The sequence below is a fragment of the Streptomyces albofaciens JCM 4342 genome (assembly GCF_008634025.1).
GTDB classification, from domain to species: domain Bacteria; phylum Actinomycetota; class Actinomycetes; order Streptomycetales; family Streptomycetaceae; genus Streptomyces; species Streptomyces albofaciens.
Window position 1 is genome coordinate 4,098,258 of the sequence record NZ_PDCM01000001.1, and the last position, 14,788, is coordinate 4,113,045.

General features: G+C 71.6%; 13 protein-coding genes and 1 pseudogene. 6 read left to right on the forward strand and 8 right to left on the reverse strand.

Going from position 1 to position 14,788, the window contains the following annotated elements; genetic code table 11:
- Positions 1–282 precede the first annotated feature (282 nt).
- From CP973_RS18330 to CP973_RS18350, 5 genes and pseudogenes are all read left to right on the forward strand, one after another.
- Positions 283–1,407 carry a DUF5954 family protein gene (locus CP973_RS18330; protein ID WP_150242057.1) on the forward strand — a complete coding sequence of 375 codons (1,125 nt, stop codon included), beginning with the start codon at positions 283–285 and terminating at the stop codon, positions 1,405–1,407.
- 288 nt (positions 1,408–1,695) lie between these two features.
- On the forward strand, positions 1,696–2,352 hold the full coding sequence (locus tag CP973_RS18335) for a maleylpyruvate isomerase N-terminal domain-containing protein (protein ID WP_150242059.1): 657 nt from the start codon (positions 1,696–1,698) through the stop codon (positions 2,350–2,352).
- Positions 2,353–2,550: 198 nt separating this feature from the next.
- The gene (locus CP973_RS18340) at positions 2,551–2,979 is read left to right on the forward strand and encodes a nuclear transport factor 2 family protein (protein ID WP_150242061.1); all 429 of its coding nucleotides are present in this window, start codon (positions 2,551–2,553) and stop codon (positions 2,977–2,979) included.
- A 66-nt stretch (positions 2,980–3,045) separates the two neighbouring features.
- A pseudogene (locus tag CP973_RS18345) lies at positions 3,046–3,416 on the forward strand (hypothetical protein).
- 331 nt (positions 3,417–3,747) lie between these two features.
- Positions 3,748–4,971, forward strand: coding sequence for a S1 family peptidase (locus CP973_RS18350; protein ID WP_150242063.1), 1,224 nt, complete (start codon positions 3,748–3,750; stop codon positions 4,969–4,971).
- Positions 4,972–5,036: 65 nt separating this feature from the next.
- On the opposite strand, the gene CP973_RS18355 is transcribed toward CP973_RS18350, so the two are convergent.
- From CP973_RS18355 to CP973_RS18365, 3 genes are all read right to left on the reverse strand, one after another.
- Entirely contained in the window at positions 5,037–5,573 is a 537-nt protein-coding gene (locus CP973_RS18355) for a hypothetical protein (protein ID WP_150242065.1), read from the reverse strand.
- 202 nt (positions 5,574–5,775) lie between these two features.
- Positions 5,776–6,666, reverse strand: coding sequence for an NAD(P)H-binding protein (locus CP973_RS18360; RefSeq protein WP_150242068.1), 891 nt, complete (start codon positions 6,664–6,666; stop codon positions 5,776–5,778).
- An 8-nt stretch (positions 6,667–6,674) separates the two neighbouring features.
- A complete protein-coding gene (locus CP973_RS18365) occupies positions 6,675–7,223 on the reverse strand; it encodes a nuclear transport factor 2 family protein (protein WP_150242069.1) in 549 nt (182 codons plus the stop codon).
- Positions 7,224–7,324: 101 nt separating this feature from the next.
- Between CP973_RS18365 and CP973_RS18370 the strand changes: the two genes are divergently transcribed.
- Positions 7,325–7,903 (forward strand): TetR/AcrR family transcriptional regulator, encoded by a 579-nt coding sequence (locus CP973_RS18370; RefSeq protein WP_150243743.1) that lies wholly within the window; start codon positions 7,325–7,327, stop codon positions 7,901–7,903.
- Positions 7,904–8,015: 112 nt separating this feature from the next.
- Here the strand turns inward: CP973_RS18370 and CP973_RS18375 are convergent, their stop codons facing one another.
- From CP973_RS18375 to sbnB, 5 genes are all read right to left on the reverse strand, one after another.
- On the reverse strand, positions 8,016–9,224 hold the full coding sequence (locus tag CP973_RS18375; protein WP_150242071.1) for a M20 metallopeptidase family protein: 1,209 nt from the start codon (positions 9,222–9,224) through the stop codon (positions 8,016–8,018).
- Between the two features lie 160 nt (positions 9,225–9,384).
- On the reverse strand, positions 9,385–10,704 hold the full coding sequence (locus CP973_RS18380) for a benzoate/H(+) symporter BenE family transporter (RefSeq protein WP_150242073.1): 1,320 nt from the start codon (positions 10,702–10,704) through the stop codon (positions 9,385–9,387).
- On the reverse strand, positions 10,701–11,915 hold the full coding sequence (locus CP973_RS18385; protein WP_150242075.1) for a trans-sulfuration enzyme family protein: 1,215 nt from the start codon (positions 11,913–11,915) through the stop codon (positions 10,701–10,703). Before CP973_RS18385 ends, CP973_RS18380 begins: the two co-directional genes overlap by 4 nt.
- Positions 11,915–13,786 carry an FAD/NAD(P)-binding protein gene (locus tag CP973_RS18390; RefSeq protein WP_244409591.1) on the reverse strand — a complete coding sequence of 624 codons (1,872 nt, stop codon included), beginning with the start codon at positions 13,784–13,786 and terminating at the stop codon, positions 11,915–11,917. Before CP973_RS18390 ends, CP973_RS18385 begins: the two co-directional genes overlap by 1 nt.
- On the reverse strand, positions 13,783–14,784 hold the full coding sequence (gene sbnB / locus CP973_RS18395) for a 2,3-diaminopropionate biosynthesis protein SbnB (protein ID WP_150242079.1): 1,002 nt from the start codon (positions 14,782–14,784) through the stop codon (positions 13,783–13,785). The genes CP973_RS18390 and sbnB overlap by 4 nt, the downstream gene beginning before the upstream one ends.
- Between the last annotated feature and the right edge of the window lie 4 nt (positions 14,785–14,788).

The following is a 14,788-nucleotide window of genomic DNA, read 5'->3' on the forward strand; positions in this document are numbered from 1 at the left end:
GGGCCATCCTCGTACGGTACGCCGCCGCGAGAGCCCACTTCCAAGGCGCCCTGATGCACCCGGAACGCGCCCCGAACGCACCCCGAACGCACCCCGAACGCACCGTAACGCATCCCGACGCCCCCGGCCCCGCACTCCGCGTCGCTCCGTGCCGAGCGCTCGGGGACATCACACCCGAACTTCCTTGTGCTCATATCACACACCTGCGCGCTGCCGACGCGTGACCGGGTTGTTTCTCCGGTTTTCCGGCGAAGTCGTCGCCGCCTCCGGCACATTCGGTGCATGAACGGTTACGAGGACAGGGTTCCCGGCTATCTCACCTTCAGGGTGGCGCCGCAGGACGGGCCCATCGCCGCGCTGGCGGACCTGGAGGCGTGGCAGGCGCGCGAGCGCTACCCGGAACTCCTGGGGGTGGGGCTGGCGGAGTTCTTCCATGCGAAAGAGTGCGAAACCGGCGGTTGGGAACTGTCCGAGCACGGCGTCGGCGAACCGCAGGGGGCCAGGGACTCCCTGGGATCGCACTTTCGCCTGCGGGCCAAACGGGCCGACGAAACCGGTGACGCGGCGGCACAGAAGGAGTGGATGGCGGCGGCGTTGCGCATGGACCGGGAGGTCGTCGACGAGATCCGCGTCCGTGGCGAGCGTTTCCGCATCGTGCGCGCGTCGAAATTCATCCGCATGGGCCGTAGCGGGCCCGAACCGCCCCGCCCCTCCGACCCTGATCCGGCGGAGGTCGGCGAGGCGCTGCGGGTGCCGTCCCGTACCAAGGGATTCGTCGTCGATCCGTACGTCAGCACCGGCCTGTCCGACGGCCTTCTGAAACTCGATCTCGTCCACTTCGTCGGAGGTTCCCCGAACGCACCCGCGGAGGTACGCCTCGACGCTCTGCGCGCCGCCGAGAAATACCCGGGCGGTGTGTTGCTGCCGGCGGTGTTCATGACCTCGGAACGGGTGGACGGTCAATGGCGGGCACAGAACCCGGGGGCATCGGATTCCACCCCGCAAGGGGCCAGGGACGGACTGGCCGCATGGCTGCGGGTGATGGCGCCGTTCAACCTGAGACTGTCGGAGGAGAAGCGGGCCGAGTACGCGCGAGCGGCGGACGCGCTGGACGAGAAACGGAGCAATGGTCTGAGCGTCGATGGGCGCCGGTTCCGTATTACGCGGGTGGAGCGGCTCGTCCGGATCGGTCCCAGCGGACCGGAGGGGCCGCGGCCCAGCGATTTCGACCCGCAGCCTCCCGTGGAGGTCCACACCCGGCAGTTGAAGGACCAGGGCCTGTGGAAGGAAGAGGACGAGCCGCTTGAACTCGACGCACGGGCGATGGAGTTCAAGGAATTGTGGGAACAGGAGGAGGCGCGCCGCGCGGCGGCCAAGGAGCGCAGGATGAACAAGAAGCGCAACTGAAGGGCGGTGAGTCGCTGTGGTGCCCGGCGCCCGGAGTCCGATGCCCGGTGCCCGGAGTTCGCTGCCCGCTGCCCGCTGCCCGGTGTTCGGAGTCCGGTGCTGGGTGCCGGTGCCCGGTTGATCGTCGCTGTTGTGCTCGGTGAACCGCCGCTGTCGCGCTCGGCTCTCGACGGGCCGGGCGCAACAGCGACCACCTGCACACGCCCGCCCGCCACCACGGCCACAGCCCCCTGCGCGGGCGGGTGAAATCCGTTCGCGGCGGATGCCGGGCGCTGCTAGCTTGCGGCCGTGGATCTCTTCTCACGCTCTTGGACAGCGCTGCGCACCGCGGTCGCCGAGCTTTCGGACGAGGACTTCGCGCGGCCTTCGGGCTGCGCCGGCTGGCTCGTACGGGACCTGGTGTGCCACCTGATCATCGACGCCCAGGACGTCCTGATCACCCTCGTCACCCCCGCCGATACGGAGCCGACCCGCGACGCCGTGACCTACTGGGAGGTCGCCGAGGCACCGCCGACCGGTGACGACCCGCTCGACGCGCTGATCGTCCGCCTGGCCGCCGCGTACGAGGATCCGGGACTGCTCAAATTCCACCTGGACGACCTCGGTTCCGCCGCCGGCCGCGCCGCCGAACTCGCTGACCCCGCGGTCCGGGTCGGCACCCGCGACGTGGTCCTCACCGCAGGCGACTACCTCTCCGCGTACGTCCTGGAATGGACCCTGCACCACCTCGACCTGATCGCGCACCTCCCGAACGCGGCGGAACCACCCGCCCAGGGCCTCGCCCGTACCCGGGAGATGCTGGAGAAGATCGCCGGCACCGCCTTCCCCGCGTCGTTCACCGACAAGGACGCGCTGCTGATCGGCACCGGGCGGCGCGCACCGACCGCAGCGGAGAAGGCCGAACTGGGAGAGCTGGCCGCGAGGCTTCCGTTCGTCATCGGGTGATCGGGCTCTCCGGCCGATCGTTGGCATGGCTCCTCCCTCGTGCCGGGGTACGAGGGAGGAGCCGAGCCCCGTAAGGCTGACGATCCGTCCCCAGGCACCGCTAATCAAGCTTGACTAGTGCTTGTCCTGTCGCGTACTTTCTTCTTCGCGCAGCCATGTCTGATGGGTGCGCAGCCGAGGACTTGAGGAGAAGTTCGCGTGACCTTTCTGCCTGACGCCGGGTACGTGCCGACCGATGAGGACCGTGCGAGCCTGGATGCCTGGTTCGCGGAGTACGACGCGCAGAGCGCCAAGCGGAACGTCGAGCGCATGGCGGAGATGGCGGTGTTTCCGCTGAATCTCGTGAGCGACGACGCGGCCGGCAACGGCCGCTCGGCGCAGTGGGACCGCGAACAGTACGTCGCGACGATGACGCAGGTGATGGGTGAGGGAAACGACGACATCACCTTCGAGTCCACCCGGACGCCCGTGTTCCTCTCGGCCTCGATGGTTGTGGTCTTCTCGGATTCGACCATGACCCAGGCGGGACGGACCCAGCAGCTGCGGTATGCCGACGTCCTGATCCGTCGGGACGGTGAATGGGCGTTCCAGACCATGATCCAGAGTGGCTGGGGCGACAACCTGTAAGTCCGGGAGCCAGGGCGTCGGCACGGGCCGAGACGGATTGTCAGACCCCTCGGCTACGGTTCGGTCATGGTGAACTTCGTGCTCGTCGCAGGAGCGTGGCTCGGGGCGTGGGCGTGGGACAAGGTGTTCCCGCTCCTGCGGGCGGCGGGCCACGACGCGTATCCGCTGACGCTGTCGGGCCTCGCTGACAAGCGGGGCGTAGCTGCCGACGGCGAGACGTTCGTCTCCGGCTGGCCGGACTTCCGGGGCGCGGTGGAAGCGCCGATGGCCGAGAACGGGGGCTTCCGGGCGCCGCCGGCCCCGAGCCGATTCCGGCCGTCGCGAAGATGCTGACCAGCGAGAAGTGGCGACTGGTCGAAATGGAGACGGGGCACTGGCCGATATTCTCCGCGCCGCGCGAGCTGGCACGAATACTCCTGGACGCCGCTGAGCGGTAGGCGGTGAGGGAAAGGGTGCGGGCGTAGAGCGGGAGGAGCGGCGGGGGAGTGGTGGGATGGCTCGGAGCGCGCGGGGGCGGAGTGGTGGGATGGTTCGGAGCGCGCGGGGCGAAGTGGTGGGGTGCTTCGGAGCGTGGGGCAGTGTAAGGGGGCGATGGGCCGGAGGTGGGGATTTCATCGCCTTACGAGGAGGGTTGAGCCGGGCCGCCACGGCCTCCGTAGAACTGGGTGCCCACCGTGCACAGGGGCCGACCGCGGTACCACGCGCTCTCTCGGCGCTCTCCGCGCTCCCTCCTGTGCTCCCCCTGCGGCCCAGCTGGAGGTCAGCGAAGTGAGCCACCGATACGCGAGCACGAGCCATCGACATGTCAACAAGCGGACCGGCGTCCTCGTCGGTGGCGCGGCGACCGCCCTCCTGGCGGCGGCGATCGTGCTGCCGCAGGCCAACGCGAGCCCTGAGCGGCCGCGGTTGCCGCGTACCTTCTCCTCCGAGTCGGCCGCTCGGGTCGCAGCCTCACTGAAGGCGGACCTCGGCGCCGACCGGACGGCGGGCTGGTACCTGGACGCCGGGAAGGGACAGCTCGTCATGAACGTCCTGTCGGCGGAGGACGCGCGGCGGGTCGAGGCGGAGGGGGCGGTGGCAAAGGTCGTACGGAACAGCATGAGCGAACTCCAGGCCGCGAGCCGTACGTTGAGCGACAGCGCGGCCATACCCGGTACCGCGTGGTCCATCGACCCCCGTACGAACCGCGTCTCGGTCACCGCCGACCGCACGGTCACCGGTGACGAGCTGGCCGCCCTCACCAAGGCGGTCGAGAAACTGGGCGGTGGTGTGGCGGGCGTGAAGCGGTCGTCGGGCGAGTTCCGGCGGTATGACGGCGGCGCCGCCGGGGGTGTGGGAAGCGGCGGCGGAGGAGACGGAGGCGGCGATGGCGGGGCCGGCGGGGGCGAGGGTGGTGCGTTGCCCGTAGGGGGCAGTGCCATCTTCGGGGGGAACGCCCGGTGTTCGCTGGGGTTCAACGTCACCGTTCAGGGCGCTCCGGCGTTTCTGACGGCCGGGCACTGCGGCAAGGGTTCCGCGACCTGGTCGGCCGATCAGGCGGGGGCGCGGCGGCTGGGCACGGTGGCCGACGCCCAGTTCCCCGAGAAGGACTTCGCCCTGGTGAAGTACGACGATCCGGCTGCCCGGCCGGAGAGCGCGGTCGATCTGCAGAACGGCAGCACACAGCGAATATCGCGGGCCGCGGAGGCCGCCGTGGGGATGCGGGTGCAGCGGACCGGCAGTACGACCGGGTTGTCGGACGGGACCGTGACCGGCTTGAACGCCACGGTGAACTACGGCAACGGCGACATCGTCAACGGGCTGATACAGACGGACGTGTGCGCGGAGCCCGGTGACAGCGGCGGGGCGATGTTCGCCGAGGACGCCGCCGTAGGGCTGACCTCCGGCGGCAGCGGCGACTGCACACAGGGCGGGGAGACGTTCTTCCAGCCGGTCACCGAGGCCCTGGAGGCGACAGGCGCCGAGATCGGATCGTCCGGCAGCGGCAATTAGCCCTGCGTTCTTCGGAAGGCGCGCTGCAAGGACGTCCGGCCGTACGAGCGCGCCGGCCCCGCGCCTCAGCCTCTGGCGCCGCCACCCCACCAGGCCGGGGACACGTTCAGTGCCCATACGTCACCCGCTCGGTGAGCAACCTGATCACCGTCGTCATCGTCATCGTCGTCGTCCCCATAGGGGCAGGGGTCGTCGATGACGAAGACGCGAGCACCGGACCCGGCCACGCGATAGCGGTGGATGTCCCCCGAGAGGTCCTCGGGCTCGACTGTATACCCCAACGACAGGAGGGCTGCCTGCAATTGGGTGAACAGCACGCGTGGCGCGAACTCCCCATACCGCTTTGTAAGGGCGGCGGGCACGGAGAGGCCATGGATCAATCGGTGGACCTGCACACTGATGCCGAAACAGGACAGAGGCCCTTCGGCATCCGAGAAAGAGAGCTCCACCAGCCCGTAATCCCGGCGTAGCAGGCCCTCGCCCGGATCATCGAGGTAGTCCGGCCCCAATGTAGTGTCCCATGCCCCTGGACCGGATCCGATGCCGGTACCCAAGACGTCGCAGTGCGTGGCGACGTGTGCGTAGAAATCCAGATCGGACACTCGTTGATCTCCTCGGGCCAGTCATATGTACAGCCGAACCCTAACGGCGGCAATGTGCACTGGCGGCAGATATTGGAGCCGGGCGTGATCGGCCGCCACGGCCCGCCCGCCCTCGGCCCGCCGACCGGGACAGCCGGCGGCAAACCGATGAAGCACCTGAGCGGCCGGCCGTGGAGTCGGTGCCCGGCCGGCCCCTGCCTCCCTATCGCATCCCCAGCTCCGCCACCGCCGCCACCCCCGCCAACTCCTCCTCCGCGAACCTGGCGAAGCTCCTGGGCGGTCGGCCGGTCATGCGCTCGACCGTGTCGGTGACGCGGTCCTCCGCCCCCTCGGCGATGGAACGGTCCAAGTCGGCCAGCAGCGCGGCGAAGTCCGCGGGAACGTCGTCGGCCAGGTGGTCGCACAACTGCTGCCGGGTGAGTTTTCGGTGGGTGACGGGCCTGCCGGTGGCCTGGGTGATGATGGCGGCCACCGTGTCGTAGCTCAGAGCCTCCGGGCCGGTGAGCACGAGGTCGGTGTCGGGCGCGGTCCGGCCGGTCAGGGCGCGTGCGGCGACGGCCGCGATGTCGTCGGCGTCCACGAAGCCGACGCGGCCGTCACCTGTCGCGGTGGCGATGACGCCGTCCGAACGGATGCTGCGGGCGTGGAGGTGTTCACCGGTGAAGTTCTGCATGAACCACGACGGCCGCAGCACGGCCCACTCGGCGAACAGTCCGGGAAGCGCGTCGTGCACCCGGCCCACCGCCGGGCCTCCCCGAGGGATCGCCGAGGAACTGAGCAGCACCGCGCGCCGCACTCCGGCCGTGCGGGCCTGGTCGAGGAAGGGCAGCATGACGGCCGCCGGATCCCGGTCCCCGACGGGCGGTACGAGGTAGAGGGCATCCACGCCGCGCAGGGCCTCGGCGTGGGTGGCCGGGTCGTACCAGTCGAAGCGGACCGGGCGGGCGCCGTTCCGCGGAGCCGCCCGGCGGCTCGCGGCCCGGACCTCGCAGCCGAGCGCGGCCAGTCGGTCCACCACCCGGCTGCCGGTGGTGCCGGAGGAGCCGATGACCAGGGTGGTGGGGCGTTGGGTCGTGGCCTGGAGTGTGGTCATGAGCGTCCTTAGGGTGCGGTGAGTGACGATTTCGCCGCGTTCATGGAGTCCGGTACGGCGAGTGGGTTCCAGTAGTCGCGGTAGTGGGTGATGCGGCCGTTCTCGGCCGTCATGACGACGATGTACGAGAGTTCGTACGGGTCGCCGGTGGCCACGACGCGGCCGGTGGCCCGCATTTCGGCGATGACGGTGTCCGGGGCATCGGTCAGGTGGATCTTCAGGTGGGGGATGTCGCGGAGGTCGAGGTGCTCCGTGTAGTCGCCCAGGTAGTCGGCCAGCGCCGCCCGGCCCACCAACTGCGTCGGATAGCCGGGTGGCGCGAACGGGAACTCGACCAGCACGTCGTCGGCGCACAGGGCGATCCAGCCGTCCATGTCCTTGGCCAGCAGCAGACGTGTGGCGTGGTGGAACAGGTCGGCCGGGGAGAGCGGGCCGGATTGGCGGTCCGGTGCGGTGCGGTGCGACGCGGGGCGCTGCGTGGCGGGGCGCTGCCCCGACGAGACCGGTACAGGTACCGGGACGGGTGCCGGCGCGGGCGCGGGCGTGGAATCGGGCATACGGGAGGCCCTTCCTCTAGAATGCGGACCGTGGGTCCGTTTAAAGATACGGACTGATGGTCCGCTTAGCAAGGGGTGACGTGGTGACCAGCGAGAAGGCCATGCGCGCACGCAAGGAACGCGTGGATGCCGTACGCAACCGGGAGGCCGTACTGGCCGCCGCCGACGACCTCTTCGCCCGCAGCGACAGCCCCCGTGGTGTGTCCATGGACGACGTGGCGGTGGCGGCCGGGGTGGGGAAGGGCACGCTCTTCCGCCGCTTCGGCGACCGCACCGGTCTGATCAGGGCGGTGGTCGAGGCGCGGATCGAGCCCCTGCGCCAGGCCGTCGAGGAAGGCCCGGCGCCGCTCGGGCCCGGCACACCGCCGCGCGAACGCGTCCCCGCCCTGCTCGACGCGATCCTCGAATTCAAGCTGGCCAACCGGCACCTCTCCCTGGCGTTGGAGGAAGCCGGCAGCGGCAGCCCGTACCAGGCGGAGCATTACGGATGGTGGCACGCCACCTTGCGGCAGACCCTGGACCGGGTCCCCGGCCACGCCGACAGCGGCTTCACCGCACATGCCCTGCTGGCCGCCACCCGCGCCGACCTCGTCGAACACCTTGTCGGTACGGAAGGGATGACGGGCGAACGCATGCGGGCGGACCTGGCGGCGCACGTGGCCAAGGTGCTGGGCGGGTAGCGACTGCCAGACCATACGCAGTCGCACGAGTCGCACGAGTCGCACGAGTCGCACAAGCCGCACGCAGCCGTACGCAGGCCGCGCGCAAGCCGTACCGGAGCCGTACGCCCAGCTACCCCCGCAGGCACTCCACGGCCACCGCCGTGTGCACCGCGGCCCCCACCGCCAGCGCCGCTTCGTCGTACACGACCCGGCTGGAGTGGTTGTCGGGCACCTGGCCGGCCGTCTGACCGGGCGGGCAGGCGCCGAGGAACGCCATGGCTCCCGGAACGCGTTGCAGCACGAAGGCGAAGTCCTCCGCGCCCATGATCGGGTGCGGCAGCGGGCGGACCCGTTCCGGGCCGAGCAGGGCGGTCGCCGCGCGGGTGACCAGGCCGGTGAAGTCCGGATCGTTGTTCACCACCGGTGTGACGTCCGGCAGTTCCACGTCGGCGGTCAGGCCGTGCGCCGCCGCCACTCCGTCGGCCACCCGCAGGATGCCGTCGCGGACGGTCTTGCGGGTGGCGTCGGACAGGGTGCGGAAGGTGCCGGCGATCTCCGCCGTGTCGGGGATGATGTTGGACGCCGTGCCGGCGGTGACACGGGTGACGCTGAGCACCGCCGGCTCGAAGACATTGACCGTACGCGTCACCATCGTCTGCAGCGCCTGGACGATCTCGCAGGCCACCGGGACCGGATCGAGCCCCCGGTACGGCGCGGCGGCGTGCGCGCCCCGGCCGCGGACGGTGATCCGCAGCATGTCCGCGGCGGCCGACTGCGGGCCGGGCCGCAGGTGGACGGTGCCGGACGGGTGCCGGGTGGTGATGTGCAGGGCGAACGCCGCGTCCACCCGGCGGCCCTCCGGCGTCTCCAGCACCCCGTCCTCGATCATGGGCAGGGCGCCCTCGCAGATCTCTTCGGCGGGTTGGAACATGAACACCACCCGGCCCGTCAGCCGCTCCCTGCGCGCGGCGAGCAGCCGGGCCGCGCCGAGCAGCATGGCGGTGTGCGTGTCGTGCCCGCAGGCGTGCATGACACCCGGCGTGGCGGAGGCGAAGTCGAGTCCGGTCTCCTCGGTCTGCGGCAGCGCGTCCATGTCGGCGCGCAGCAGGATCGTCGGACCGGGCCGCGCGCCGGTCAGCGTGGCGGTGACCGAGGAGAGCCGGTCGCCCGGGACGACGGACAGCGGCAGGCCGGACAGTTCGCGCAGCACGGTCTGCTGGGTGCGGGGCAGGGTGGTGCCCAGTTCCGGCGCGTGGTGGATCTCGCGGCGCACGGCGGTGATCCGCGGCAGGAGCCGCCGGGCGTCTTCGAGGAGCGTGCTGTCGCGGTCGTCTCCCATGGGACCCATGATGAGATCGCGGCGCCCTTACGGCCAGAGGGCCCCGCGGGCCAGGGCTGCGGCCGGGGGTGCGGGTGCACGACGGGTGCGCGCGGGCCGTACGTACGCCCGTACGCACCCGCATGCCCACGCACTCGCATGCCCCGCGCACCCCGGTGCGCTACGCCGTCGCCTTCCGCCCCGTGCGCACCCGCGTCAGCACCAGGTGCGCCGCCACGCCGAAGACCAGCCCCCAGAACGCCGAGCCGATGCCCGCGATGGTGACGCCGGAGGCGGTGGCGAGGAACGTGATCAGTGCGGCCTCGCGGTCCTTCTCCTCCTTGACCGCCCCGGTCAGGCCCCCGGCCAGCGCGCCGAAGAGCGCGACACCGGCCACCGCGGCGACCAGTTCCTTGGGCAGGCCCGCGAAGAGCACCACGAGCGTCGAGCCGAACGCGCCGATCAGGAGGTAGAAGAAGCCGCAGGAGACACCGGCCACGTACCGGCGGCGCGGGTCGCGGTGCGCTTCGGGGCCGGTGCAGATCGCCGCGGTGATCGCCGCGAGGTTGATCGCGTGCGAGCCGAAGGGCGCCAGCGCCGTAGACGCCAGGCCCGTCGAACCGATCAGCAGCCGGTCCTTGGGCTCGTATCCGGACGCGCTGAGCACCGCCATGCCGGGCGCGTTCTGCGACGCCAGGGTGGCGAGGATCATCGGTACGGCGATGCCGATGAGCGAGCCCGCCGAGAACGCCGGGGCGGTGAACACCGGCTTGGCCAGCTCGACGTGGTCCACGTGGATGTCCAGCCGGGAGGTGACCGCGCTGCACACCACCCCGGCGGCCAGTGCCAGCAGCACCGCGTACCGCGCGATCCAGCGCTTGGCCAGCAGGTACACCACCAGGACGGCGCCGGCGATCCACGGCGCGGTCTTCAGCGACGTGAACACCCCGGTGCCGAACGAGAACAGGATGCCCGCGAGCATCGCCGACACCACCGCCGTCGGCACCTGCCGCATCAGCCGCCCGAACACGCCCGTCAGCCCGACCAGCGTGATGACGGCCCCGGTGACGAGGAAGGCGCCGATGGCCTCCGCGTACGAATACGCGCCCAGGCTGGTGACCAGGAGCGCCGCGCCGGGGGTCGAGAAGGCGGTGATGACCGGCATACGGGTGCGCAGGCTGAGCGCGATGCAGGTGACGCCGCTGCCGATGGAGATGGCCCACACCCAGGAACTGGTCTGGGCGCGGTCCAGGTGGCCCGCGTTGGCGGCCGCCAGCACGATGACCAGCGGCCCCGAGTAGGACACCACCACGGCCACGAATCCGGCGAGCACGGCGGACAGCGAGGCGTCGCGGAACAGCCTCGGCCGTGCCGCCGGCGCGCCGTCCGGCGGCGGGCCGCCGGTGGCGGACCCGTCGCCGGACGGCTGGACGTGGGGCGCGGTGCCCGGACGTGTGGTGTCCGGGCCGGTGGTGCCCGAGCTTGTGGTATCCGAACTCAACGCTCTTCCTTTGCGGCGCGTTCCAGTGCCTGTTCCAGGTCGGCCACGAGATCGGCCGCGTCTTCGAGGCCGATGGACAGGCGGATCATGTCCTTCGGGGAGGTGCTGCCCGGCCCCTCGAAGGTGTAACGGTGTTCCACCAGGCTCTCCACCCCGCCCAAGGACGTTGCCCGGATGAAGAGTTCGCAGTTCTCCGCGGTACGCAGGGAACGCTGCCAGTCGCCGTTGACGTGCAGGGACAGCATGCCACTGAAGCCGCCGCGCATCTGCCCGGACGCGATCACGTGGCCGGGATCGGTGGGCAGCCCCGGGTACGCGACCCGGCTGACGTGCGGATGGTCGGCGAAGTGCTCGGCCAGCGCCTGCGCGGTGGCCGATATCTGCCGCATGCGCGGGAAGAGCGTACGGATGCCGCGCATCAGCAGGTACGTCTCCAGCGGGCCGAGGATCGGACCGGTGAGCCTGCGGTGCAGGCGCAGCCGTTCCCACAGCGCCTCCCGAGCCTCGTCCGCCGCGCCGTCCGGCCGGGGCGCGGCGACGAGGAAGCCGGCCACCACGTCCGTGTGGCCGTTGAGGTACTTGGTGCCCGAGTGCATGATCAGATCGGCGCCCAGCTCGAAGGGCCGGGTGTGCACCGGCGTCGGCACGGTGTTGTCCACGGCAAACAGCGCCCCGGCGCGGTGCGCGATGTCGGCGCAGGCCGCGAGGTCGGTCACCAGCCAGGTCGGGTTCGCCGGGGACTCCGCCCACAGCAGCGCGGTCGGCGCCGCCGCCACCGCGGCGGCCACCGCGTCCAGGTCGTCCATCGGCACGTGCACGACGTCGAGCCCGCGCGGGCCGCCGAACTCGGCGAGCCACTTGGTGAGCCCGAAGTACATGGTCTTCGGCACCACGACCCGCGCGCCGGCGGGCAGCACCTGGAACACTGCGGTCGCGGCGGCCATGCCGGAGGAGAACACCAGCGCGTCCCGGCCGCCTTCGAGGCCCGCCACGACCTGCTCGACCTGCTCGTAGCCGGGCGTCCCCTGGTCGCGGAGGTACGCCAGCCCGGCGGGCGAACGGTACCGCTCGTCGCGCGCGAACGTCGCGCCCAGCTCGATGGGCGGCGGAATGGAGCCGGTGGCCGGCGAGCGCCAGCCGTCGCCCTGGGCGGCGCGGGTCGCCGGGCGGTAGTCCTGCCGCCAGGGGGTGAAGGTGTCACGGACGTTCATCAGGGCCTCGCAGTCAGCTGGTCGAGTGCGGTACGCAGGGCGAGTTCGGCGTCCCGCAGCGCGCGCGAAGGGGCGCCGGGAGACGGGACGTAGTGGTTGTAGTAGCTGGAGCCCTCGGTGTGCGGGCCGAGGAAGTACAGCCGCGGCTGCACGCCTCCGGCGGGGTCGATGCCACGGCCCTCCCGGGTGACGTGCAGGCCGGTGGCGCTGCCCCCGCGGCCGGCGAGGGTGGCGACCCGGCCGGCCGCGACGAGCGTGCCGAGCAGTGAGCCGGGCAGCTGGTCGGCGGGCGGTTCGGTGACGTGCGCCGCCACCACGTGATCGACCTCCACGGTCTCGGGCCGCTCCAGGCAGGTGGACTCCAGCCGCCAGGACGCGGCGTTGCCGGACGGCGCGAGGACCTTGGGGCGCGGGCCGGGGCCGAGCCGCAGGACGCCCGCGTCGAGCAGCGAGAGCAGCTCGGCCGAACGGTCCAGCTGGGGTCCGATCACCAGCCGGTTGACGGTGGCGGTGAACGCGCCGAAGAACAGGTCCAGCGAGGCGTCGTCGAGCCCCGGCGGATCGACGGCCGCGCGCAGCACGTCCCGGTGGTCGCGCAGCACCTCCAGGGATTCCTTGAGGGGGCTGCGGCCCAGCCCCGTACGGGCTTCGCCGAGGTCGTCCGTCACCTGGCCGGTGAACCACCGCGCGTACTCCCGCGCGTCGGCCCACGGGCCCTCCGCCGCCCGCACGCCGAGCACGCCCCGCAGCGGGTACGGCCCGTACCGCTCGCGGCACTCCTCCAGCAGCGCCCGCCAGCCGGAGCGCTCGGCGCGGCGGGCGAACTCGGCGCCCGCCGCGGCGAAGTCGTCCAGCTGCCCGCCGAGCACCGTGCGGTGGTAGGCGAGCTCCATCTCGGCCTCGACCAGCGGCAGAACGTCCTCGGCGAAGTCCAGCCGGCCGCCGGGCCGGGCCGCGCGCCGCGTGTCGAGTTCCGCCACGGTCAGCGCGAGCGGCACGAAGCGCAGGCGGCCGGGGTTCAGGTGCGGGCGGCTGCGGGACGGCAGGCCCGTACGGTTCGTCAGGACGATCAGCGGTTCCCGGCCGCCGGGTATGTAGCGCAGGCCGCCGCTTCCGGCGGGTATCCGCTCGTGCCGGCCGCCCCGGCCCAGTGTCAGCGACGCGATGACGTCCATCGCGGTCAGGCCCGTGCCGAGGACGGCCACCCGCTCACCCGGCGCGATGCCGTCGAGCACATCGGGCAGCGGATAGGGCCGGGACACCAGGCGCGGCTCCGCGATGGTCCGCTCCGGGTGGTACAGGGAATGGTGCCCCACGGTGACGAAGACCGCGTCGGCGTCGATGGCCGTGCCGTCCGCGAGCAGGACGCTCTCGCGCTCCGCCGCGCCCGGCCGGATGTCGAGCGCGGTGGACCGGTGCCACACCAGCCGCACGCACGCGGGCGCCGCGGCCCGGATCCGGTCGGTGGCCCAGGTGAGATAGGTGTGCAGCAGCCGTCGGGGCAGGTAGTCGTTGGGCTCGATCTCCCGGCCCACGCCCTCCCGTACGGTGTAGCCGTCGGCCGCCAGGCGCAGGTCGCGCGACCGGCACCACTCGTACAGGCACGGGCCGGCCGTCGCGGTCGGGCCGTCCACCATGCGCGGATCGGCGAACGCGGTGACCTGCGAGCACACCGTGTTCAGCAGCAGGTGGTCGGGCTGGTCGGCGAGGTGGAAACCCGGGCCGGGCGGCCGGGGGTCGACGAGGTGGACGGTGACCGGGAAGGGCCGCTCCGTACAGTGGCCGACGAGGCGTTCCAGGACGCCCAGGCCGCGCGGGCCCACGCCGATGACGGCGAGGACGGGCGGGCGTCGCGTGTGCGTGGAAGTCACCACCGGCGCGTCTCCCCGAAGAAGTTGGGCACGCTGACGGCCGTGCCGTCGGCGCGTGCCTGCTGGAGGACGAACGCGCCCACGGCCAGGTCGAGGACGCCGAGCCCGAACGGCGAGAAGATCACGGGCCGGTCCGCGGTGGTCTTCACCTGTCCGTCGAGCACCCCGGCCAGCGTCCCGGTCACGAAGTCGCGGTTGCCGGTGCGCTGTTCGGCCAGGTGGGGCGAGGTGTTGGCCTTCATGCAGTGCTCGACGTCGTCGAGGACGTTCTGCGCGCCCAGGATCACCTCGGGGGCCAGGTCGCGCAGCGAGATGTTCAGCACCAGCTGCCCGGCCTCGAACCGCCGGTGCACATACGGCTCCAGCGCGGTCGTCGCGAACACCACGGTCTCCGCGTCCAGCGCCGCCTCCAGGTCACCGGTGACGGTCACGGACCGCCCCTGGGTGTCACGGATGTGCCCGGCGAGCGCCTGGGCGGACGGCTCGTGCAGGTCGTGCACCACATAGGCGTCCGGGGCGCAGCCGGCGGCGTGCAGGTAGTCGCAGATGTTCCGGGCGATGACGCCCCCGCCGACGACGCCGATACGGCTGCCCTCGTAGCCGTCCGGGCGCAGTGCCGTCGCCGCCACGGCGGCCGAGGCCGCGGTCCGGGCGGCGCTGATGTTCGCGGCCTCCAGGACCGCGATCGGATAGCCCGTCCCGTAGTCGTTCAGAATGAGCACGGCCGAGGCGCGGGGCACGCCGTTCTCGGTGTTGCGCGGAAAGCTGGATATCCATTTGATGCCGGCCAGTTGGACGTCCGCGCCCAGGAAGGCGGGCAGCGCGATGATGCGCGAATCCGGCTTCTCGGGGAACCGCAGGAAATAGCTGTCCGGGTTGACCGTCGCACCGGCCTCGTGATCGCGGTAGGTCCGGGCGACGATGTCCAGGACCTCGCCGCGCCGGTCCCGCAGGATCTTCAGTACGGAGTCGCCGGGCACCACGTCGAAAGTGAACATGCTG